Raw genomic sequence first — 20,107 nt, 5'->3', positions numbered from 1 at the left:
TGCTATATGCGTGCAGCAAAAAGGAAAACCTATGAACGATCAACACTGGGGCCCAACCATCAGTGCAGACATCGTGGTGATAGGCGGCGGCAGTGCCGGGATTGGCTTGGTTGCCAGCCTCCTCAAGCGCGATCCGTCGTTGAACATCACCGTCATCGAACCCAGCGCCCGGCACTACTACCAACCGGCCTGGACCTTGGTTGGCGGTGGCGCCTACACGGTGGAAGACACGGTACGGCCAATGTCCAGCGTCATGCCGCGCCAAGCCACTTGGGTTCAGGCAGCCGTCACCGATATCGCCGCCGACCGCCAGTACCTGACCCTCGATGATGGCCGCACTATCGGCTATAAAAATCTCATCGTCTGCCCTGGCCTGCGCCTGGCCTGGGAGAAGATCGAAGGCTTGCAGGAAACCCTCGGCCTGCATGGCGTCACCTCCAACTACAGCTACCAGCACGCGGCCTATACCTGGGCACTGGTCAAGGGTATGCGCGGCGGCAAGGCGATCTTCACCCAGCCACCGATCCCGATCAAATGCGCCGGAGCCCCGCAGAAGGCGATGTACCTGTCCTGTGATCACTGGCTCAAAAGCGGTGTGCTGAACAACATTGATGTCGAGTTCAATCTGGCCGGCGTCGCGCTGTTCGGCGTGCCGACCTTCGTCCCGCCGCTGATGAAGTACATCGAAAAATACAACGCCCGGTTGGCCTTCACCTCCAACCTGATCAAGGTCGATGGCCCGGCGAAAACCGCGTGGTTCGAGGTCAAGGATGCGGCCGGTACGGTCACGGTCGAGGAAAAAACCTTCGACCTGCTGCACGTCGTGCCGCCTCAGGTGTCCCCGGATTTCATCCGCCACAGCCCGTTGGCCGACGCCGCTGGTTGGTGCGAGGTGAACCTGCACACGCTGCAACACGTGCGGTATCCCGAGGTCTTCGGCCTGGGCGATATCTGCTCCACCAGCAACGCGAAAACCGCCGCCGCCGTGCGCAAGCAGATTGTCGTGGTCGCCGAAAACCTGTTGGCGCTGCGCAAGGAACTGGCGATGCCACTCAAATACGACGGTTACGGCTCCTGCCCGCTGACGGTGGAGAAGGGCAAGGTGATCCTCGCCGAATTCGGCTATGCCGGCAGGTTGCTGCCGACCTTCGCCCTCGACCCGACGGTGCCCCGGCGTTCGGCGTGGTGGCTCAAGGCGACGCTGCTGCCGTGGTTCTACTGGAACGGCATGCTCAAGGGCCGCGAGTGGCTGACTGCCGTGTCCAAGGTCGATTGAGAGAACCCTATGTTGCTGGCAAGTTTTTTTGGTGTGCTGATGGGCCTGCTCCTCGGTCTGACCGGGGCCGGGGGCGGGATTCTGGCGGTGCCGGCGTTGGTGCTGGGGCTCGGCTGGACCATGACTCAAGCGGCGCCGGTCGCGTTGTTTGCGGTGGGTAGCGCTGCGGCGGTGGGGGCCATCGACGGTTTGCGCCATGGTCTGGTGCGTTATCGCGCGGCGCTGCTGATCGCCTTGCTGGGCGCGGTGTTTTCCCCGGTGGGCATCTACTTCGCCCATCAGTTGCCGGAAAAAATCCTGATGATCCTGTTCAGCTTGCTGATGGTCATGGTGGCCTGGCGGATGTTGCGCCGCGAACGCGAGGACGAAGGCCCGAGCGACCACGGCCACGCCAACTGGGGCCAGAAGAACTGCATGCTCGATCAGCAGACCGGGCGCTTTTCCTGGACCGCCAAATGCACCGCGACCCTGGCGGCACTTGGCGCGGTGACCGGTGTGGTTTCGGGGTTGCTCGGTGTGGGCGGTGGCTTTCTGATCGTCCCGGCGTTCAAGCAACTGACCGACGTGCAGATGCGCGGGATCGTTGCGACGTCGTTGATGGTGATCAGTTTGATTTCGGCCATCGGCGTGATCGGCGCGTTTCATGCCGGTGTCCGGATCGACAGCCTGGGCGTGGCATTTATCGTCGCCAGCATCGTCGGCATGGTCATTGGCCGCAGGTTGTGTGCCCTGGTGCCGGCTCGCGCGTTGCAGGTCGGCTTCGCCAGCGTCTGTGTCGTGGTCGCCGCTTACATGCTGTTTAGAGCGGGCGCCTAGCCGGTACTGGTTCCTCCGGGTGCCAGTCCCGCTTGCAGGCGTACGCCTTAAGTTCCGGGCCTTGCAACGGCCCGGTCTTACGCCGGAGTTGCCGCGCGCCACCGGCCCCTCCAAAGCAGTTCAAAACCACCTCCAAGGCAGCGTATGACGCCGCCGGTCAGCTTTCGATAATCGCCTCCGACAACTCGTCCCCTGTTGCGGAGTGCGCCATGCATAACAATAAGAACTTCACGCATCGTTTCTTGCCTGCCGTTATCGCCGGCCTGTCGTCCTTTGGTCTGAGCCCATGGGCTGACGCCGAGATCATGCTGTACGACAAGGACCAGACCACGTTCTCTACCGACGGTTACATCAACGCGTTCTATGTGAACAGCAACGTGGACCGGGCCGGCGATCAGTACGACCGCCGCCAGGCGCGGGTCAAGATGGGTTTTTTGCCCAACTACCTGGGCTTCAACATGGGCAAGCAGATCGATGACCTCAAACTCGGCGCCCGGGCTTCGTTCTGGGTGACCATCAACGACAGCCAGACCAACGGCACCGACACCGCCATCGACGTGCGGCAGTTCTATGGCACGGTGGCTAATCCCGAGTGGGGCGAGGTGCTGATCGGCAAGGATTTCGGCCTGTTTGCCCGCTCCAACATCCTGCTCGATGAACTGCTCGCCGGTTACGGCCAGGTCAGCGACAGCCTGGGGCTGGTGGACGGTGGCGGGGTGTCGTTCGGCAACATCGGCAGCGGTTATCCATACCCGTTCCCGACCTCGCAAATCACCTACCGCACGCCGGTGATGGACGGTTTGCGGGTAGCGGTGGGGATCATGGACCCGGTGGACACCAACAACAGCAGCGCCTTGGGCAAGGCCTATCAGGAAAACCCGCGTACCGAGAGCGAGATCACCTACCAGTTCGATGTGGCCGGGGCGAAGATCTACAGCTGGGTCAACGGCAGCTACCAGACCTCGGACAACACCGATTCCACGGTTAAATCCGTCACCTCCAAAGGCGTCGGTTATGGCGTGCAGGCGAAAATGGGCGGCTTGTCGCTGACCGGTTCCGGGTTCCAGGCCAAAGGCATCAACCCGTTTTTCACCAACAATGCCGGCGAAGCCACGTTGCGTAACGTCGACAGCACCGGTTACCTGATGCAGGGCTCCTACAAACTGGGCAAGAACCGCTTGGCGCTGTCCTATGGCAAGACCGATGACGACGGCAACGGCGTGGTCGGCAGCGGCGCGGACTATAAAACCCGTGGCATTGCGCTGTTCCATGACGTGAATGACAACCTGAAGCTGGTGGCCGAGTACAACCAGTTCAGCATCGACGGCCACGACACCAGTGCGCAGAACGAAGACACCGATACGTTTGCGGTGGGGGCGGTGTTGACCTGGTAAGGCTTGGGTGGCGAGTCTGGCTGCGCGCATCGCGGCGAGATTTTCCCACACGCAGATCCCTGTAGGAGCGAGGCTTGCCCGCGAAAGCGGTGTGTCAGTCGACATTGATGTTGAATGTGACGGCCTCTTCGCGGGCAAGCCTCGCTCCTATAGTGATCTGTGTGGTGTTTTGTAGATCTGTCACCACTCTCATCCCATCGAATCCCAAGACCGCTACCCAAGTAGCATACGTCCCGGCCCGCAAGCTTCGTACACTCGCACCTCATACAGGCGCACCTGCGGGAGGCGACAATGCAGCAGGTCCAGAGTGAAGGCGTGGTCAGCGCGATGTCCCAGGCCACCGACGCGCAGCAGGCAGCCCAGGAGTTGGCGCGACAGTTGTTGCATCCGCATCTGGGTTTTGTGTTGTTTTTCTGTTCCGCCGAGTACGACTTGCAGGCGCTGGGACAGGCCCTGGAGCAGAGTTTCGGCGGGATTCGCCTGGTGGGTTGCACCAGCGCCGGGGAAATCACCCCGCAAGGCTATGGCCGCAATTGCGTGACGGCGGTGGGTTTCGACCATCGGCATTTTTCCATCGCCATCGAACTGATCGACGAAATGGAGCGCTTCAGCCTGATCGACGCCCAGCAAATGGTCGAGCGACTGGTGAGCGGTTGCCGCAGCAACACCCTGGCGCCGATCAAGGGCAACAGCTTTGCCCTGACCCTGCTCGATGGTCTGTCCAGCCGTGAAGAAATGGTCCTCGCCGCGCTGAGTGCGGCATTGGGCGACATTCCGCATTTCGGCGGTTCCGCCGGCGATGACAATTACCTGACCCACACCCATGTGTACTTCGGCGGTGAATTCCACAGCGGCGCGGCGGTGGTGGTGCTGGTCAACACCTGGCTCGATTTCGAAGTGTTCACCACCCACCACATCCTGCCCCGGGCGGAAAAACTGGTGGTCACCGGGGCCGACAGCGCGTCGCGGCGAGTCTTCGAACTCAACGCCGAGCCCGCCGCCGAGGAGTACGCCCGGCACATCGGTGTGCCGGTGGCCGAACTCGATCACCGGATCTTCGCCGCGCACCCGTTGGCGGTGCGGATCAACGATCAGTATTACGTGCGCGCCATCCAGCAAGTCCACCCGGACCTGAGCCTGAGTTTCTACTGCGCCGTGGAAACCGGCATCGTCCTCACCGCCATGACCCCCGGCCCCATGCTCCCGAACCTGCAAGCGCTGTTCGAAGGCCTGGAAGAACGCCTCGGCGACCTGTTGCTGACCATCGGTTGCGACTGCTTCCTGCGGCGCCTGGAACTGGAAGACCGCGACAGCCTGGAGCCGATCGGGGCGTTTTTGCGTGAGCATCGGGTGATGGGGTTCAACACCTACGGAGAACAGTTCAATGGCATGCACATCAACCAGACCTTCACCGGGGTTGCCATTGCCCGAGGCCGTTCCCCTGGACACCGTTGAGCTCCAGGCACAGATCGCCCGCCTGCAGCGCGATAATCAAAAACTGCAGCGCATCAATGCCGCGCTGATCGAGCGCATCGAATCCGGCATCACCCGGGGCAACGATCCGTACGCGGCGTTCCAGCATTCGGTGGTGCTGGCCGAGCAGGTCCGCGAACGTACCGACGCCCTGAACCAGGCCATGGCCGAACTCAAGGCTGGCAACCACTTGCTCAGCGACGCGCGTTTGCGCGCAGAAACCGCGCACCAGCATTTGATCGACGCCATCGAGAGCATTTCCGACGCCTTCGTGTTGTTCGACGAAGACCAGCGCATTGTGCTGTTCAACAGCCGCTTCAAGGCGTTCTGGGGCAACAGCCGAGTGCGGATCATTGCCGGCATGCACCTGGCCGAGGTCAAGCGACTGATGACCGCCACCGGGTTGTTCACCGAAGAGCCCCGGGGCCATGCCGATCAGAATCTGTTGTATCGCCTGCAAAACGGCCGCTGGCTGCAAGTCAGCGAACGGCCGACCCAGGAGGGCGGGCGGGTGATCCTGTTCACCGACATCACCGACGTCAAACTCAGCGAAACCGTACGCCGCGAGCAAGCGGTGGCGCAGAAATCCCATCTGTTGCAGCGGGCCGTGGACAACCTGTCCCAAGGCGTGGCGATGGTTAACGCCGACGGCATCCTGGAACTGTGGAACCGACGTTTTCTTGAACTCAGCGGCTTGGCCCCGGTGGCGGCCCATCGTCCGTTCGCCGAAGTCATCGCCGACAGCGAATTGAACCTGCTGACTCCGGCCAGTCGTGACAGCAACGGTCGGCCGGTGCAGGAATGTGAACAGCGTCTCTACGACGGCCGGGTTCTGGAAATCCGCACCCATCCGCTGCCCACCGGTGGCTTCGTCAACACGTTTACCGACATCACCGAACGCTACCAGCACGCCGAAGCGCTCAGTGAAAGCGAGCGCTGGATTCGCCTGATCACTGACCACGTGCCGGCGCTGATCGCTTACCTGAATGCGGATCTGGTCTACGAGTTCACCAACAAGGTCTACGAAGAATGGTACTGCTGGCCCCGGGGCGTAATGCTCGGGCAGAGCCTGCGCGAGGTGCACAGCGAGCAGCATTACCAACGCCTGGAAGCCTATGTCGCCCGGGCCTTGGCGGGTGAAAGCGTGACCTTCGAGTTCGCCGAAACCAACATCAACAATCAGGAGCGCTACATGCTGCGTTCCTACGTGCCCAATCGCCTGGCCACCGGGGAAGTGGTGGGGATTTTCGTGTTGATCCGCGACATCACCGAGCGCCGCCGCACCGCCGAGGCGCTGCATCAGGCCTATCAAAACCTTGAACTGCGGGTGCGCGAACGCACGGCGGAACTGACCACCCTCAACGATCAACTGCTGCGCGAGATCGACGAGCGTCGGCGGGTGGAGTCGCGCCTGCGCGAGGCCAAGCTCGAAGCCGAACAGGCCAACCTGTCGAAGACCAAGTTTCTCGCCGCCGTCAGCCACGACCTGCTGCAACCGCTCAACGCTGCGCGGTTGTTTACCAGCGCTTTGCTGGAGCGCCGGGAGCCGGTGGCCAACGCGATTCTGGTGCGCAACGTCAGCAATTCCCTGGAAGACGTGGAAAACCTGTTGGGCACCTTGGTGGACATTTCCAAACTCGATGCCGGGGTGATCAAGGCTGACATCGCGCCGTTCGCCCTCAGCGAATTGCTGGAAAACCTCGCCGCCGAATACACCCAAGTGGCCCGCAGCGAAGGGCTTGAGCTGCACTTCATTGCCTGTTCTGCGTTGGTGCGCAGCGATATCCAGTTGCTGGCGCGGATACTGCGCAACCTGCTGAGCAACGCGATTCGCTACACCTACAGCGGTCGCATCGTGCTCGGTTGTCGGCGTCATCATCAGCGCTTGTCGATTGAAGTCTGGGACAGCGGTATGGGCATTGCCGAAAATCGCCTGGAAGAGATTTTCCAGGAGTTCAAACGCGGCGATGTGCAGCGTCCGGATCAGGATCGCGGGTTGGGCCTGGGTCTGGCGATTGTCGAGAAAATCGCCGGGATTCTTGGGCATCGGATTCATGTGCGGTCGTGGCCGGGCAAGGGCTCGATGTTTTCCGTCGAAGTGCCGCTCAGCGCCACGGCGCCCAAGGCGTTGCCGAGCCTGATGATGAGCGAGCCGATGCTTGAGCGCCTGCGCGGTGCCCGGGTCTGGGTGCTGGATAACGACGCGGCGATTTGTGCGGGGATGAGGACGTTGCTGGAAGGTTGGGGCTGTCGGGTGGTCACGGCGCTGTCGGAGCAAGACCTGGCGCGGCAAGTCGATAACTACCACGAAGAGGCCGACCTGCTGATCGCCGACTATCACCTGGACGACGACCAGAACGGCGTTGACGCCGTGGCCCGGATCAACGCCCGGCGTGGCTCGGCTATTCCGGCGATGATGATCACCGCCAATTACAGCAATGAACTCAAGCTGCAGATCCGTGAGCTGGGGCACACCTTGATGCATAAACCGGTACGGCCGATGAAGCTCAAGACGGCGATGAGTCACCTGCTCGGCAGGCCTTGAGACTTTAGGTGTTTGTGCTGGCCTCTTCGCGAGCAAGCCCGCTCCCACAGTTGGAACGCATTCCAAGCTGGGATCGGGCTTGCTCGCGAATGGGGCGACTCGGTCTCAGCGCCGCAGGTAAGACCCGAAATCAATATCCCCGGCACTCAAGATCGCTTGCACCCGGTTGTGCACGTTGAGTTTGCGCAGGATCGCCGAGACGTGGGCCTTGACCGTGGTTTCGGCGATTTCCAGGGTGTAGGCGATCTGTTTGTTCGATTCGCCCTTGGTCATGCGTTCAAGCACCAGCAACTGCTTGCGGGTCAGGGCCTGGAGCAGTTCCGGCGGGAAGCTCGGGTTGTCATTCATTCGTCGATGGGTGCCGGTTTTTTGCGTGCGGATGATGTCCGGCGGCAGGTACACATTGCCATTGAGAATCTGCTGGATCGCCTCGGTCATTTGCAGGCGTGGCGAGGATTTGGTGATGAACCCCACCGCGCCATAGGTGATGGCTTGCAGCACGATTTGTTTGTCCTGCTCGGCGGAGACGATCACCACCGGGATGGTCGGCGCTTCGTTGCGCAGGTTGATCAGGCCATTGAGGCCGTGCATGCCGGGCATGTTCAGGTCGAGCAGGATCAAGTCCAGGTCGTCGTGGTCCTGGGTCAGCAGCAAAGCGCTGTCCAGGTCGGCAGTTTCCATTACTTCGCTGCCAGGGAAACCGTCGCTGATGACGTTATGAATGGCTTCGCGAAACAGCGGGTGATCGTCGGCAATCAGAATTTTGTACATAGCCTTTCACCTCATTATTGTGTTTTTGGGTGGGGCAACCACACGCAGGGTTTCAGTCAGGGAAAGGGCTCGGGCTGGGCGGGCGCGACGGGCAGGTTCGCCGCTTGCCAGGCATCCAGGCCATCGCGATACCAATACACAGACTTATAGCCCATGGCCGTGGCGCGTTTTACCGCGTTCCAGCTCGACCAGCAATCGGAGCGGCAGTAGAAGACCAGCGGTTGCTGGTGATCGCCATCGGTGAAGGCCTCCAGATTACGCGCAAAGTAGGCCTGCCAGTCGGGCGTCAGATCACCGTCACCGGTATTGGCCAGCCAGTGGCTGCCGGGCAGGTTCTCGTGGGGCTGGTCTTCGATGAAACGCCCTTGCAGCCATTGGCGGCGGTAGACGTCGATCAGCACCGGGCGCGGTGTCTGGCTGAGCAGGGTTTGCAGGGCCGGGGTGTCGACGATGGTCGCGCCCTGAAGCTGATTGGGCGTCGGGCTGCGGTACAGGCTGATGCGGTAGCCGTCAGCGGAAAACAACGGGGTTTCGGCGTGCGCGGTGCTCAGCAACAGGCCAAGGGACAGCGCGGCGAGGGTGGGGCGTAGCAGACGACGTCGGGCACGCGGCATGTGGGCTCAATCCTTATAGTTATGAGCCCATTACATGCCAGGTGCGGTGCGATTGGAATGCGACGATAGACAGGTAAACCAGTACTAAAGTAGTAATTTTGTGCCTGTGCTCAACACAATCCCCCGTCGGAGCTGTCGAGTGCAACGAGGCTGCGATCTTTTGATCTTTAAAAGCAAAGATCGCAGCCTCGTTGCACTCGACAGCTCCTACGGGGAATGTGTGGTCAGGTGGATTTGCGCAGGGCGGCGTGCTGGGGGTTGAAGGTGAGTACGGCGAGCAGCACGAACACCAGCGTCAAGCCGATGCACACCCCCAGCGCCAGCGGGTTGAAGCGCTCGTACAGGGCAAACCGCACCAGTTCCACCGCGTGGGTGAAGGGGTTCAACGCACACAGCCAGTACAGCCACTCGCTGGACTCGCGCATTTTCCATAGCGGATACAGCGCCGAGGACAGGAAAAACAGCGGAAAAATCACAAAGTTCATCACCCCGGCAAAGTTCTCCAACTGGCGAATTGCATTCGACAGCAACAACCCCAGCGCGCTGAGCATCAACGCCACCAGCAACAATGCCGGCAACGCAATCAATAGGCCCGGCGCCGGCGGTTGCACGCCGTAGACCCAGGCAATCGCCAAAAACGCATACACCTGCAACAACGAAATCAGCGACGTCGCCAACAGCTTGCTGCACAGCAGAAAGGTCCGGGGCAGGGGACTGGTCAGCAGCACGCGCATGCTGCCCATCTCCCGGTCGTAGACCATCGACAGTGAACCCTGCATGCCGTTGAACAGCAGGATCATGCAGGCCAGCCCCGGAATGATGTACACCTCATAGGGAATGTAGGTGTCGTAAGGCTCAATGATCGCGATGCCCAGCGCCGCGCGAAACCCGGCGGCGAACACCAGTAGCCACAGCAGCGGCCGCACCAATGCGCTGAGAAACCGTGTGCGTTGCAGCACAAAACGCAGCCATTCGCGCAAGACGATGCCGCTGAAACACTGCCAATACGCATTCATCGGGCGGCTCCTGAGGTGGTCAGTCGAGCGAAGGCCGAACCGAGGTCGCCGCCATGTTCCTGGGTCAGTTCTTCGGCTTGGCCGCTGGCGACGAGTCGGCCTTGATGCAGGATCAGCAAGTCGTCGCTGGGCTGCACTTCATCGAGCAAGTGCGTGGTCCAGAGCACGCTGATGCCTTGCTCGCGACAGAGGCTGCGGATGTGTTGATTGAGCGCCAGGCGACTCGCTGGGTCGAGGCCGACACTGGCCTCATCCAGCAGTAACAAACGCGGTTCATGCAGCAACGCCCGGGCGATTTCCACCCGGCGGCGATGGCCGCCATTGAGTTCACGGACTTTTTCGCGACGGCGTTCGGTCAGGCCCTGGCGGGCCAGTTCGGCTTCGACCCGCAGGCCCGTCTGGCGCCGGGACATGCCGTGCAGGGCGGCGTGATAACGCAGGTTTTGCTCGACGCTGAGGTCCAGGTCCAACGTGCTTTGTTGAAACACCACGCCCAATTGCTTGAGCGCCGGACGCGGCGCATCGCGCAACGAACAGCCGCCGACCCGGATCTCCCCGCGCTGCAAATCATACAGCCGCGTCAGCAACGCAATCAGCGTCGATTTGCCCGCCCCGTTGGGGCCCAGCAACGCCGCGAATCGCCCGGGCACCAGGCTGAAACTCACCTGGCGCAACGCTTCTTTGGCGCCATAGGCAAAGCTCACATCGCTGACGTCCAGTGCGTTCATGGCGTGACCACCACGCCCCACGGATAGCGCCCGACCTTGATCGATTTGCTGACTTTCAGGCTGTCGACATCAATCACCGACACATCGCCGCTCACGCCATTGGTGGCGAGCAATTGCTTCTGGTCCGGGGTGAACGACATCTGCCAGACGCGGCGGCCCACCAGCAGGTAATCCAGCACTTCAAAGGTTTTGGCATCGACCACCGCCACATGGTTGGCCGGGCCGAGGGCGACGAAGCCGTACTTGCCGTCGGCGCTGAGTTTGATGCCGACCGGTTGGACTTTGTCCGGGTGCACGCCCTTGATCTGGAAGTTCACGGTCTTGAGGATCTTGCGCGTGGCCACATCAAGAATCGTCACCGTGCCGCCGATTTCCGCCGAGGCCCAGAGCTGTTTGCCGTCCGGGGAAAACTCGACGAAACGCGGGCGCTGATCCACCAGCGTGCTGTCGGCCAGGGTCTGGGTACTGGTGTCGATCCAGTGCAGCATGTTGGTGGTTTCGCTGGTGTTCACCGCCCACTTGCCGTCCGGGCTGACCGCCATGCCTTCCGGTTCGACGCCGACGTTGATCTGGCTCAGGACCTTGGAGGTTTCGGTGTCGATCACGGTCACCAGCGCATCGTCTTCGTTGGAAACGTAGAGCCAGCGGTTGTTCGGGTGCAGGGCGAATTGTTCCGGGTCTTTGCCCGATGGCAATTCCTTGATGATCTTGCGGGTGGCCACGTCCATCACCTGGACCCGGTCCGAGTCACTGGCGCAGATGTACAGCAACTTGCTGTCGTGGGACAGCAACAGACCGCGCGGGCGCTGGCCGACGGGCAGGGTGTCGGTGACTTGCAGGGTCTGCATGTCGATCAGGCTCAGGGTGTTGTCTTTTTCGTTGGAGACCCAGGCGGTGCTGGCCACGGCGTGCCCGGCGGCAAGCAGCAGGGCGCATGAGAGCAGGGTACGGCGCATGGCGGATTCCTTTTTATTGTGGTTGTGCTGGAAGAACAATCAGGGAAAGCGGCAGGTCACTTCAGGCTTGTCGTAGCCCAGGCTGTCCATTTCGTTGACCGGGTGCAGGAAACCGTCCTGGGGCGAAGTGCTGACCAGCGCGCGGGGTTGAACGATCGGGATCGGCTGGCGCAACTGGCCGTTCCACGCCCGATAACTGAGCTTGCGCCCCTTGAAACCGTCCAGCGGCAGTTGGTCGCTGATCTCCAGCGTGCGGATCGCCATCGGGTCGGTTTGACGCAATTTGGTCACCGCGCTGGCGATGCTGCGCACGGCCATCCACGCGGCGAAATCCCGGTCATTCATCCAGCGCCCGGTCAGGGCCTCGAAGCGTTTTTGCAATTGGGCGGCGCCGTAGGTTTCCACGGTTTTGTGCCAGCCCACCGGGGTCAGGCCCTGGGTGCCGGCGACCGGGCGCGGGTACCAGGTCTGGTAAGGCACGTATTCGCCGAAATCACCGCGTTCGTCCGCCACCAGTACCACGTCGTACTCGGCGGTCTGGGTGAACAGCGGCATGTCGGCCTGGGCGCTGCGGCGTTGATCGTTGTCGAAGCTCCAGGCTTTTTCCGCTACCAGTTTCAGGCCGAAGCGTTTGGCGGCGCGGCGCAGGGCGGCGGCGTAGGCTTGATCGTCCGGGGTCGGACCGACAATCAGCAGCGCCCGTTGCCATTTGCGCACCACCAGAAACTGCGCCAGCGCATCGGCGAGCATCGCCCGGCTCGGCAGGCTGTGCAGGACGTTCGGTAAGCAGTCGGTGGTGCGCAGGCTGTCATCCGGGCTGCCGGCGTTGAACAGCAAACTGTCGGTCAGCACCGCGCTGAGCCGACGCAGGGTTTCCACCGGCGCATTCACCACAAACAGGCGCAGGCCTTGTTCATGCTGGGCCTTGGCCGCTTCGATCAACGCATCCGGGTTATCCGTGCTGGCACTGACCAGGCTGTAGCTGTGGTTGAGAAAACGCCCGGTGCTGTTGCTGTCGGTGATCGCCAGTTCGGCGCCGCGCAGTCCGGCATCGGTGGGTTCGGGAATGACATTCGACAGCAGCGGCCCCGGATCAGGCCGATAGCTCAAGTAGCCGATTTGCACCTGCAACGGCGCATCGGCGGCCTGGCTCTGGGTCGCCAGCCCGGCGGCGCAGGCAATCGCCAGCAGGTAGATCAAGGCGTAGGGGGCAAGCTGGCGCATAGGGCACTCCATGACGGTAGAGCCAGCATAGGAAGCCTGCGGGGCAGAAGAAATATGCAGAAAGTACCGGTGGGCCAGTACCAAGGTAGTAACTCATCTCGGGCGGCGCGGTTTTAGCATGGGTTTCAACGGCCATTACTGAGGAGGAGATCGACCATGCGTATTCTCAAAGCGCTGCTCCTGCCGTTGCTGCTGATCCTGAGCCTGATCGGCGTCGATAAACTGCACGGCCCGCGACCTACGCTGGTGCAGATGTCGCCCACGCTGCCGGGGCGCTAGGCGTGTCGGCCCTGTGGCGGATCAACCTGTGGGTCTGCGGTTTTTTCGCCATGGTTACCCTGGCGTGCATGGCGTTGCTGGTGCATCAGGCGCTGGCGGACGTGGAGCGTGAGCTGCAATCCGCCGAGGCGGTGGTCGAATACCTGAGCGAAACCGCCGAGCGCGACCCGGTCAGCCTGCAACCGCGCCTGACCCGCAGCTTGCGCCACGTGCGGGTGCACTGGCTGGAACCGGGCGAAGCGGCGCGGCTGCCGGCGCAGGACGGCCTCGACGCCTGGCTCGGACGGCTGTTGTTCGCCGAAGCCCGGCACAGCGCCCAGGTGCTGGATTTGAAGGATGGCCGGCGGGTGATGATCGCGGTGGACCCGCGTGACGAGATCGATGAAGTCTGGGATTCCCTTCAGCAAGTGCTGTTCCTCTGTGGGCTGGCGCTGCTGGTCAGCCTGTTGACCATTCGCTGGGCGGTGCGCCGGGGCATGCGCTTGCTCGACGAGTTGCTGCGGGCGTTGCAGCAGGTCTCCGGCGGCCAGTTGCATGTGCGGTTGCGGGCGCAAGGCATGCCCGAGGCGCGGCAACTGGCGACGCATTTCAACCGTATGACCGGCGCGCTGGAACAGGCCCGCGCCGACAACACCCAACTGACGCACACCTTGCTGGCGGTGCAGGAGCAAGAGCGCACGCATTTGGCCCAGACCCTGCACGACGATCTCGGGCAGTACCTGGCCGGGATTCGTGCCCAGGCTTGCCTGTTGCGCCTGGTGGCGGATCAGCCGGAGACCGTCGAGCGCACGGTGCGCGAACTGGAGCACAACTGCGAACACCTGCAACAGGGCTTTCGCGCACTGGTTCACGACTTGTACCCGGTGGTGCTGCAACACCTGCCGCTGTCCGAAGCCTTCGCAATGCTGGTGGAGCAATGGCAGGGCCGCCAAGGTATCGATTGCCGGTTGCAGGTCAGCGCGCAGTTGCCGGCGCTGTCGGGGCCGAACAAAACCCATCTCTATCGCTTGTTGCAGGAAGCCCTGACCAACATTGCGCGGCATGCCGAGGCCAGTCAGGTGCGGATTCGCCTGCAGCATTGCGGCGGGCACCTGCGCTTGCTGATTCGCGATAACGGTCGTGGCGCCAGACAACCGCAACGGCCGGGTGTCGGCTTGTACTCGATGTTCGAACGCGCCCGCAGCCTCGGCGGCAATCTGCGGATCATCAGCCACCCCGGCGCCGGTTGGGCGCTGGCCTTGAGCATGCCTTTGGAGGCGTCATGAATATTCTGTTGGTCGATGACCATGCGGTGGTCCGCCAGGGCTACGCCAGTCTGTTGCGGGCGCTGTTGCCGGCGATGGAAGTGCGCGAAGCCGCCACCGGTGAAGAGGCGCTGCTCCGGGTTCAGGAAGCGGTGCCGCACCTGGTGATCATGGATTTCGGTTTGCCGGGCATCAGCGGCCTCGAAACCACCCGCCGCTTGCGCCAGCGTCTACCGCAATTGCGCGTGCTGTTTTTCAGCATGCACGATGAGTTGCCGCTGGTGCGCCAGGCCCTGGAGGCGGGGGCTTCGGGCTATCTGACCAAAAGCTCGGCGCCGGAAGTGTTGATCGAAGCGGTGCGGCGCATCCTCGCCGGGCATGCCTATATCGAACAACCCCTGGCGACCCAACTGGCATGCCATCCGCAACAGGACGCCAGTGATCCGCGTTTGCAAAGCATGACCCAGCGTGAACTGGAGATTTTCGTGATGCTCGCCAAAGGCACCCCGGCGCGGTTGATTGCCGAGCAGTTGAACATCAGCAGCAAGACCGTTTCCAATCACCTGACGTTGTTGAAGAGCAAATTGCAGGTCACGTCCCATACGGAGCTGGTGCATTTGGGGATTGATATGGGGGTGGTGCGGGTGGCGAGTTGATTCAGCCCACCGCCGGACCCTGTGGGAGCGGGCTTGCTCGCGAAAGCGGTCTTTGCGTCACATCAATGCTGGATGTGCCGCCGCCTTCGCGAGCAAGCCCGCTCCCACAATGGATTGTGTTACTTGTCCCAGGTTGTCGGGCACCCTGTGCAGCCTTCCATATTCGCGTCCTGAAAATTCGCATAGTGCTGGCGGGCACCGCTTAAGTTCGCCTGTTCCAGGTTGCTTTCGCCGAACTTGGCTTCTTGCAGATTGGCGTCGCTGAGGTTGGCGCCTTTTAGATCAGCCTTGCTCAGCCAAGTCATTTCCAGGTCGGCGGCGCGCAGGTTGGCGTTGTGCAGTTTGGCTCCGGAGAGGCGGGCGAATTGCAGGTAGGCGGCGCTGAGATTGGCGTTTTCGAACTGCGCGCCTTGGGCGAACAGGCCCCAACCCTGGATCGCCATCAGCGTCGCTCCAGTGAAATCCGCCAGGCGCAGGTTGCTTTGTTGCAGGCTGGCGCGGGTCAGGTTGGCGCCTTGCAGTTGGGCTTTTTCCAGGTTGGCGAGGTCGAGTTGGGCGTGACGCAGATCGGCATCACGCAGGTCGGCGCCGGCCAGGTTCATGCCGCGCAGGTCCTGATTGCTCAGGTTGGCACCCCTGAGGTTGGCGCCGGGGCATTGGCTGTGTTCGGCGAGGGTGCAGCCGTTGATGATCAGGGGAGCGTCGTCGCCGTCTTCGGCGTGAGCCAAGGAGCCAATGAGAAGAAGAAAAAGGGGCAGGTATTTCATGGCAGGTTTCTCTGGGTGAGGGAGCGCCGAGTGGACGCGGAACGTCCGGGGCTGCATTCCCACGCGGAGCGTGGGAATGATCAGAGGTGGGTTACTTCTGCGCGGTCTTGTTATCCCAACTCGGGATTTTGAACACCCAGAACGACCCGCCCTGAGCCACCGGTTTGGTCAGTTCGGCCATGTCGCCGCCCCACAACGGCACCGCGCCGCCGTAACCCACGGTCACGCCGATGTACTGCTCGCCGTCCTGTTCCCAGGTGATTGGCGGCGAGACGATGCCGCTGCCGGTCTGGAACTTCCACAGTTCCTCGCCGGTTTTCGCATCGAACGCCTTGAAGAAACCGTCGCCCGTCCCGGTAAACACCAGGTTGCCCTTGGTCGCCAGCACGCCGGCCCACAACGGCAGGTGTTCCTTGTGTTCCCAGACCACTTTGCCGGTGGTGGGGTTCATCGCGCGCAGGGTGCCGACGTGATCGTCGTACATGCGCTTGATGCGGAACCCCATGCCCAGGTACGCCGAGCCTTTCTTGTAGTTGACCTCTTCGGTCCAGTATTCCTCTTTCCATTGGTTGCCCGGGATGTAGAACAGCCCGGTGTCCTGGCTGTAGGCCATGGGGTTCCAGTTCTTGCCACCGAGGAACGGCGGCGAGACTTCCACGGATTTGCCCTTGGTTTCCCCCGGCAACGGTTTGGCCGGACGCTGGCCCGGGTTTTCCACCGGCCGACCGGTTTTCAGGTCGATGTGGCTGGCCCAGCTGATGTTGTCGACGAAGGGGAAGGCGTTCTGCAATTTGCCGTTGTTGCGGTCCACCACGTAGAAGAAGCCGTTGCGGTCGGCGTGGCCGGTGGCCTTGATGACTTTGCCGTCCTTGTCCTTGTAGTCGAACAGCACCAGCTCGTTGTTGCCGGAAAAATCCCAAGCGTCGTTCGGGGTGTGCTGGTAGAACCATTTCACTTCGCCGGTGCTCGGGTCGACACCGACCTGGCCCGAGGTATAGAGGCTGTCGAAATCGTGGGGATTGCCGTCCTTGGAGGTCCGCGCCCAGGTGTTCCACGGCCCGGGGTTACCGGCGCCGACGATGATGGTGTTGGTTTCCGCATCGAAACTGGCGCTCTGCCAAGGGGCACCGCCGCCGTGGCTCCAGGCCTCGACCTTGCCGGTTTCGGTGGTCGGGTCATTCGGCCAGGACGGCGCCTTGACGTCGCCAGTGGTGGTGCTGTCCTTGCCGTTCAACCGGCCCATGTGGCCCTCGACGAAGGGCCGCATCCAGACTTCTTCGCCAGTGTCCGGGTCCCGGGCAAACAACTGGCCGACCACGCCGAACTCATCCCCGGAGCTGCCGTGAATCAGCAGCACCTTGCCGGTGACTTTGTCTTTGATCAGCACCGGGGCGCCAGTCATGGTGTAGCCGGCGGCGTGGTCGCCGAACTTCTTGTTCCAGACCACTTTGCCGGTGTTTTTGTCGAGGGCGATCAGCCGCGCGTCGAGGGTGCCGAAGTAGATCTTGTCGCCGTAGATCGCCGCCCCGCGATTGACCACGTCGCAGCACGGACGAATGTTGTCCGGCAGGCGATGGTTGTAGGTCCACAGGCGCTTGCCGGTCTTGGCGTCGAGGGCAAATACCCGGGAGTAGGAACCGGTGACGTAGACCACGCCGTCGCTGACGATGGCCTGGGATTCCTGGCCGCGCTGCTTCTCATCGCCGAACGAGTAGGACCAGGCCGGCGTCAGCTTGAACACGTTTTTGTCGTTGACCTGGGCCAACGGGCTCCAGCGCTGGGCGTTGGTGCCCATGCCGTATTGCAGCACGTCCTTGGTGGTCAGGTGATCGTTGGCGATGTCTTCCCAGGTGACGTTGTGGGTCGGGGTCGCCGGTTCGTTGGCGGCGTAGCTGACAGCACTCAGCGAAAGGCTGCCCATCAGCAGAAAAGCCTGCACGGCGATAGACAGCGGGGAAAGGGCGGGTAGCGATCTTATTGTCATGGTTGCAGTTCCCAGTGGAGGTTTTGGCCTGCACAGGGTGGTGCGCCGGACGGGTCTGCGGATACGGAAAAAGTCCCGCTGTCGCCGGGAAGACTTCCCATCGGGCACCTGAATTGGGCGTGCGCCACAAGCCCTACTACCAAGGTACTGGATGGCGGCCACCAAAGCAGCATGGGGCCGGTGCGGCAGGGTTCCTAAGATGGGTGCCATAGCCTCTTCAAAGAGGTTTTGCGTGCAACCCTGAGGGCATAACAATGACAACAAAACGCAACGCCTTGCTCGTTGCCGGACTGCTGGCCGGTTTTATCAGCGCAGGTTCTGTCTGGGCCCACGGCAACGTGGTGCCCCAAGCGGTGGAAACCCCGGGCCTGACCCCTGTCAAGGACGCCGGCGTGCCGGTGGATGGCGATGGCTGGGCGGCGGTGAACCCGTATCGCAATTCGCCGCAACACGATAAGGCGCTGGAAATCGGTTCTTCGGCCTACAACCAGAACTGCGCGGCCTGCCATGGTCTGGAAGCCAAGTCTGGCGGTATCGCCCCGGACCTGCGCCTGCTCGATGTCGGCGATGCCGGTGATGAATGGTTCGTCGAACGGGTGCGCCACGGCGCGGTGCGTGACGGGCGGGTGTACATGCCGAAAATGGCCGATTACCTGAGTCAGGAAGCCTTGTGGGCGGTGCGTACCTACCTGGATAGCGTGCACGTCGAGGAGTAATTCATGCGCCTGCTCGCTGTGTTGATCAGCGCTGTGTTGCTGTGCTGCCAAGGGGTGCAGGCGCAGGTCCGTACCTACGACCAAATGATCGCCGCCGGGGAGCTGAAAGTGGCGGTCTACAAGGACTTCGCCCCCTACAGTTTTGAAGACGCCGGCCAGGCCCGGGGGGTTGATGTTGACCTCGCGCAAGCCTTGGCCAAAGCCTTGGGCGTGAAGCTGAAACTGATCTGGGCCCCGGCCGGCGAGAAGCTCGACGACGACCTGCGCGACTACATCTGGCGCAGCAGCCAGTTGCACAACCAGCAACTGGCCGACCTGATGATGCGCGTGCCCTACGACCGCGATTACGCACAAAAACGCAACGAACTCGGCGAGCTGGAAAACGACCATGTGGTGATGTTCGGCCCCTACCAGAACGAACAATGGCAGGTTGCTTATGACCGTCGTCGGCTGGATTCGGTGGGCAGCGTCGCGGTGTTCGAGCAGCACCCGATCGGCGTCGAAGTCGATAGCGTGCCGTCGTTCTACCTGACCTCGGTGTTCAACGGCATGCTCGCCGCCAAGACTCACCACTATCCCGGCGTGCCCCAGGCGTTTGTCGCGATGAAGGCCGGCGAAGTGGATGCGGTGATGGCGATGCGTGGCGAAGTCGATTGGCAGGTGCACGAAGCCCACGACCCGCAAGTGGCACTGGCGGAAAACGCCTACCCGAACATGGGCAAGCAACGCTGGGAGATCGGCATGGCGGTGCATGAAAGCAACCGGCAATTGTCCTATGCCGTGGAAGAAGCGCTGGAAGCCTTGATTCGCGAGGGCAAGGTGCAAGCCATTTATGCCGGTTACGGTCTGCAGTACGAAGTGCCCGAGATGTACCAATAATGAACTGGCGAGCGGGTTGCCTGCTGGCCTGTTGGTTGCCCCTGGCCGCCCACGCGGTGGACCTCGATCCGGGCAAAGACCCGGTGCCGTCGGTAATGTGGGCCTTCTATCACAAGCAAATGCTCGGCGACGCGCCGTTCGTGTTTGATGATCGGGTCAAGCTGCTGGCGCCGCCATTTGCTGAAGATGCCCGGCAAGTGCCACTGGAAATCGATGCCCGGGCGTTCAAGGGCGATGTCGTGAAAATCCTCGCCTGGGCCGAACTCAATCCCTTGCCGAAAATCGTCGACTTCCAACCCCAGGACCGCGTGTTGCCATGGCTGTCGATCCGTATCCGCATCGAACAAGCCACGCCGTTGCGCGCGGCGGTGCTGACCCGGGATGGGCTCTGGCACGTCGGTTCGACCCTGATCGACGCGGCGGGCGGCGGCTGCACCGCGCCGAGCGTGGTGCGTACCCAGCCGGGTTGGGAAGAACACATCGGTGAAGTGCTCGGCGGGCGTTATCCCCGTGGTGAATTCAGTCGCTTGCGCCTGCAAGTGGCGCATCCGATGGACAACGGCATGGTCGGTGGCATTCCGGAGTTCTATATCAACCACGCCGAACTGCGGGATCAAAACGATCAAGTCCTGGCCACGCTGGAGCTGTTTCCCGCCGTCAGCGAAAACCCCAACCTGGCCTTCGACATCGAAGGCACGGGGCAAACGCGGCTGTTGCTGCGCGATAACAGCGGCAATCAATTCGATGCGGCCATCCCCTGACTCAAGGA

The 20,107-nt window shown here is 62.1% G+C and carries 19 protein-coding genes; 11 read left to right on the top strand and 8 right to left on the bottom strand.

What is annotated here, in order from left to right:
* Nucleotides 1-31 precede the first annotated feature (31 nt).
* From V5E99_RS20845 to nahK, 5 genes are all read left to right on the top strand, one after another.
* Nucleotides 32-1,276: an NAD(P)/FAD-dependent oxidoreductase gene (locus tag V5E99_RS20845; protein ID WP_499804142.1), complete on the top strand. Its 1,245-nt coding sequence runs from the start codon at nt 32-34 to the stop codon at nt 1,274-1,276.
* A 9-nt stretch (nt 1,277-1,285) separates the two neighbouring features.
* The gene (locus V5E99_RS20840; RefSeq protein ID WP_499804141.1) at nt 1,286-2,092 is read left to right on the top strand and encodes a sulfite exporter TauE/SafE family protein; all 807 of its coding nucleotides are present in this window, start codon (nt 1,286-1,288) and stop codon (nt 2,090-2,092) included.
* A gap of 209 nt (nt 2,093-2,301) precedes the next feature.
* Nucleotides 2,302-3,486: a porin gene (locus V5E99_RS20835; protein WP_499804140.1), complete on the top strand. Its 1,185-nt coding sequence runs from the start codon at nt 2,302-2,304 to the stop codon at nt 3,484-3,486.
* Between the two features lie 291 nt (nt 3,487-3,777).
* On the top strand, nt 3,778-4,941 hold the full coding sequence (nosP, locus tag V5E99_RS20830; protein WP_499804139.1) for a nitric oxide-sensing protein NosP: 1,164 nt from the start codon (nt 3,778-3,780) through the stop codon (nt 4,939-4,941).
* On the top strand, nt 4,871-7,504 hold the full coding sequence (gene nahK / locus V5E99_RS20825; RefSeq protein WP_499804138.1) for a hybrid sensor histidine kinase/response regulator NahK/ErcS': 2,634 nt from the start codon (nt 4,871-4,873) through the stop codon (nt 7,502-7,504). The genes nosP and nahK overlap by 71 nt, the downstream gene beginning before the upstream one ends.
* A 105-nt stretch (nt 7,505-7,609) precedes the next feature.
* Here nahK and V5E99_RS20820 read toward each other — a convergent pair whose 3' ends face one another.
* The 6 genes from V5E99_RS20820 to V5E99_RS20795 form a co-directional block, all read right to left on the bottom strand.
* A complete protein-coding gene (locus V5E99_RS20820) occupies nt 7,610-8,275 on the bottom strand; it encodes a response regulator (protein ID WP_499804137.1) in 666 nt (221 codons plus the stop codon).
* Nucleotides 8,276-8,331: 56 nt separating this feature from the next.
* Nucleotides 8,332-8,889 (bottom strand): PQQ-dependent catabolism-associated CXXCW motif protein, encoded by a 558-nt coding sequence (locus V5E99_RS20815; RefSeq protein ID WP_499804136.1) that lies wholly within the window; start codon nt 8,887-8,889, stop codon nt 8,332-8,334.
* 224 nt (nt 8,890-9,113) lie between these two features.
* Complete coding sequence (locus tag V5E99_RS20810) at nt 9,114-9,905, bottom strand: ABC transporter permease (RefSeq protein WP_499804135.1); 792 nt, start codon at nt 9,903-9,905, stop codon at nt 9,114-9,116.
* Nucleotides 9,902-10,633, bottom strand: coding sequence for an ABC transporter ATP-binding protein (locus V5E99_RS20805; RefSeq protein WP_499804134.1), 732 nt, complete (start codon nt 10,631-10,633; stop codon nt 9,902-9,904). The genes V5E99_RS20810 and V5E99_RS20805 overlap by 4 nt, the downstream gene beginning before the upstream one ends.
* Nucleotides 10,630-11,589 (bottom strand): YVTN family beta-propeller repeat protein, encoded by a 960-nt coding sequence (locus V5E99_RS20800; protein WP_499804133.1) that lies wholly within the window; start codon nt 11,587-11,589, stop codon nt 10,630-10,632. Before V5E99_RS20800 ends, V5E99_RS20805 begins: the two co-directional genes overlap by 4 nt.
* Nucleotides 11,590-11,628: 39 nt before the next feature.
* Nucleotides 11,629-12,813 carry an ABC transporter substrate-binding protein gene (locus V5E99_RS20795; protein ID WP_499804132.1) on the bottom strand — a complete coding sequence of 395 codons (1,185 nt, stop codon included), beginning with the start codon at nt 12,811-12,813 and terminating at the stop codon, nt 11,629-11,631.
* A 156-nt stretch (nt 12,814-12,969) separates the two neighbouring features.
* Here V5E99_RS20795 and V5E99_RS20790 point away from each other — a divergent pair, with 156 nt between their 5' ends.
* The 3 genes from V5E99_RS20790 to V5E99_RS20780 are packed head-to-tail and all read left to right on the top strand — an operon-like array spanning nt 12,970 to nt 14,992.
* Nucleotides 12,970-13,092 carry a hypothetical protein gene (locus V5E99_RS20790; RefSeq protein WP_499804131.1) on the top strand — a complete coding sequence of 41 codons (123 nt, stop codon included), beginning with the start codon at nt 12,970-12,972 and terminating at the stop codon, nt 13,090-13,092.
* 2 nt (nt 13,093-13,094) lie between these two features.
* On the top strand, nt 13,095-14,357 hold the full coding sequence (locus V5E99_RS20785; RefSeq protein ID WP_499804130.1) for a sensor histidine kinase: 1,263 nt from the start codon (nt 13,095-13,097) through the stop codon (nt 14,355-14,357).
* On the top strand, nt 14,354-14,992 hold the full coding sequence (locus V5E99_RS20780) for a response regulator (RefSeq protein ID WP_499804129.1): 639 nt from the start codon (nt 14,354-14,356) through the stop codon (nt 14,990-14,992). Before V5E99_RS20785 ends, V5E99_RS20780 begins: the two co-directional genes overlap by 4 nt.
* Before the next feature lie 119 nt (nt 14,993-15,111).
* On the opposite strand, the gene V5E99_RS20775 is transcribed toward V5E99_RS20780, so the two are convergent.
* Both V5E99_RS20775 and exaA read right to left on the bottom strand, forming a co-directional pair.
* Nucleotides 15,112-15,759 carry a pentapeptide repeat-containing protein gene (locus V5E99_RS20775; RefSeq protein ID WP_499804128.1) on the bottom strand — a complete coding sequence of 216 codons (648 nt, stop codon included), beginning with the start codon at nt 15,757-15,759 and terminating at the stop codon, nt 15,112-15,114.
* A gap of 91 nt (nt 15,760-15,850) precedes the next feature.
* Nucleotides 15,851-17,743 (bottom strand): quinoprotein ethanol dehydrogenase, encoded by a 1,893-nt coding sequence (gene exaA / locus V5E99_RS20770; protein WP_499804127.1) that lies wholly within the window; start codon nt 17,741-17,743, stop codon nt 15,851-15,853.
* 254 nt (nt 17,744-17,997) lie between these two features.
* On the opposite strand from exaA, the gene pedF reads away from it, so the two are divergent.
* From pedF to V5E99_RS20755, 3 genes are read left to right on the top strand one after another with little or no spacing between them, the layout of a single operon-like run.
* A complete protein-coding gene (gene pedF, locus V5E99_RS20765; RefSeq protein WP_499804126.1) occupies nt 17,998-18,459 on the top strand; it encodes a cytochrome c-550 PedF in 462 nt (153 codons plus the stop codon).
* 3 nt (nt 18,460-18,462) lie between these two features.
* Entirely contained in the window at nt 18,463-19,338 is an 876-nt protein-coding gene (locus V5E99_RS20760; protein WP_499804125.1) for a substrate-binding periplasmic protein, read from the top strand.
* Entirely contained in the window at nt 19,338-20,099 is a 762-nt protein-coding gene (locus tag V5E99_RS20755; protein ID WP_499804124.1) for a quinoprotein dehydrogenase-associated SoxYZ-like carrier, read from the top strand. Before V5E99_RS20760 ends, V5E99_RS20755 begins: the two co-directional genes overlap by 1 nt.
* The last annotated feature ends 8 nt before the right edge of the window (nt 20,100-20,107 follow it).

The sequence above is a fragment of the Janthinobacterium sp. LPB2021202312-11-4 genome (assembly GCF_037049705.1).
GTDB lineage: Bacteria > Pseudomonadota > Gammaproteobacteria > Pseudomonadales > Pseudomonadaceae > Aquipseudomonas.
Note: the sequence above shows the minus strand (reverse complement) of the source record. Positions and strands in the feature narration are given on the sequence as shown.

Bases quoted from the DNA above. Each gene is read 5' to 3' on its own strand.
- V5E99_RS20845 (WP_499804142.1), top strand. From the start codon at position 32: ATGAACGATCAACACTGGGGCCCAACCATCAGTGCAGACATCGTGGTG.
- V5E99_RS20840 (WP_499804141.1), top strand. From the start codon at position 1,286: ATGTTGCTGGCAAGTTTTTTTGGTGTGCTGATGGGCCTGCTCCTCGGT.
- V5E99_RS20835 (WP_499804140.1), top strand. From the start codon at position 2,302: ATGCATAACAATAAGAACTTCACGCATCGTTTCTTGCCTGCCGTTATC.
- nosP (WP_499804139.1), top strand. From the start codon at position 3,778: ATGCAGCAGGTCCAGAGTGAAGGCGTGGTCAGCGCGATGTCCCAGGCC.
- nahK (WP_499804138.1), top strand. From the start codon at position 4,871: ATGGCATGCACATCAACCAGACCTTCACCGGGGTTGCCATTGCCCGAG.
- V5E99_RS20820 (WP_499804137.1), bottom strand. From the start codon at position 8,275: ATGTACAAAATTCTGATTGCCGACGATCACCCGCTGTTTCGCGAAGCC.
- V5E99_RS20815 (WP_499804136.1), bottom strand. From the start codon at position 8,889: ATGCCGCGTGCCCGACGTCGTCTGCTACGCCCCACCCTCGCCGCGCTG.
- V5E99_RS20810 (WP_499804135.1), bottom strand. From the start codon at position 9,905: ATGAATGCGTATTGGCAGTGTTTCAGCGGCATCGTCTTGCGCGAATGG.
- V5E99_RS20805 (WP_499804134.1), bottom strand. From the start codon at position 10,633: ATGAACGCACTGGACGTCAGCGATGTGAGCTTTGCCTATGGCGCCAAA.
- V5E99_RS20800 (WP_499804133.1), bottom strand. From the start codon at position 11,589: ATGCGCCGTACCCTGCTCTCATGCGCCCTGCTGCTTGCCGCCGGGCAC.
- V5E99_RS20795 (WP_499804132.1), bottom strand. From the start codon at position 12,813: ATGCGCCAGCTTGCCCCCTACGCCTTGATCTACCTGCTGGCGATTGCC.
- V5E99_RS20790 (WP_499804131.1), top strand. From the start codon at position 12,970: ATGCGTATTCTCAAAGCGCTGCTCCTGCCGTTGCTGCTGATCCTGAGC.
- V5E99_RS20780 (WP_499804129.1), top strand. From the start codon at position 14,354: ATGAATATTCTGTTGGTCGATGACCATGCGGTGGTCCGCCAGGGCTAC.
- V5E99_RS20775 (WP_499804128.1), bottom strand. From the start codon at position 15,759: ATGAAATACCTGCCCCTTTTTCTTCTTCTCATTGGCTCCTTGGCTCAC.
- exaA (WP_499804127.1), bottom strand. From the start codon at position 17,743: ATGACAATAAGATCGCTACCCGCCCTTTCCCCGCTGTCTATCGCCGTG.
- pedF (WP_499804126.1), top strand. From the start codon at position 17,998: ATGACAACAAAACGCAACGCCTTGCTCGTTGCCGGACTGCTGGCCGGT.
- V5E99_RS20760 (WP_499804125.1), top strand. From the start codon at position 18,463: ATGCGCCTGCTCGCTGTGTTGATCAGCGCTGTGTTGCTGTGCTGCCAA.
- V5E99_RS20755 (WP_499804124.1), top strand. From the start codon at position 19,338: ATGAACTGGCGAGCGGGTTGCCTGCTGGCCTGTTGGTTGCCCCTGGCC.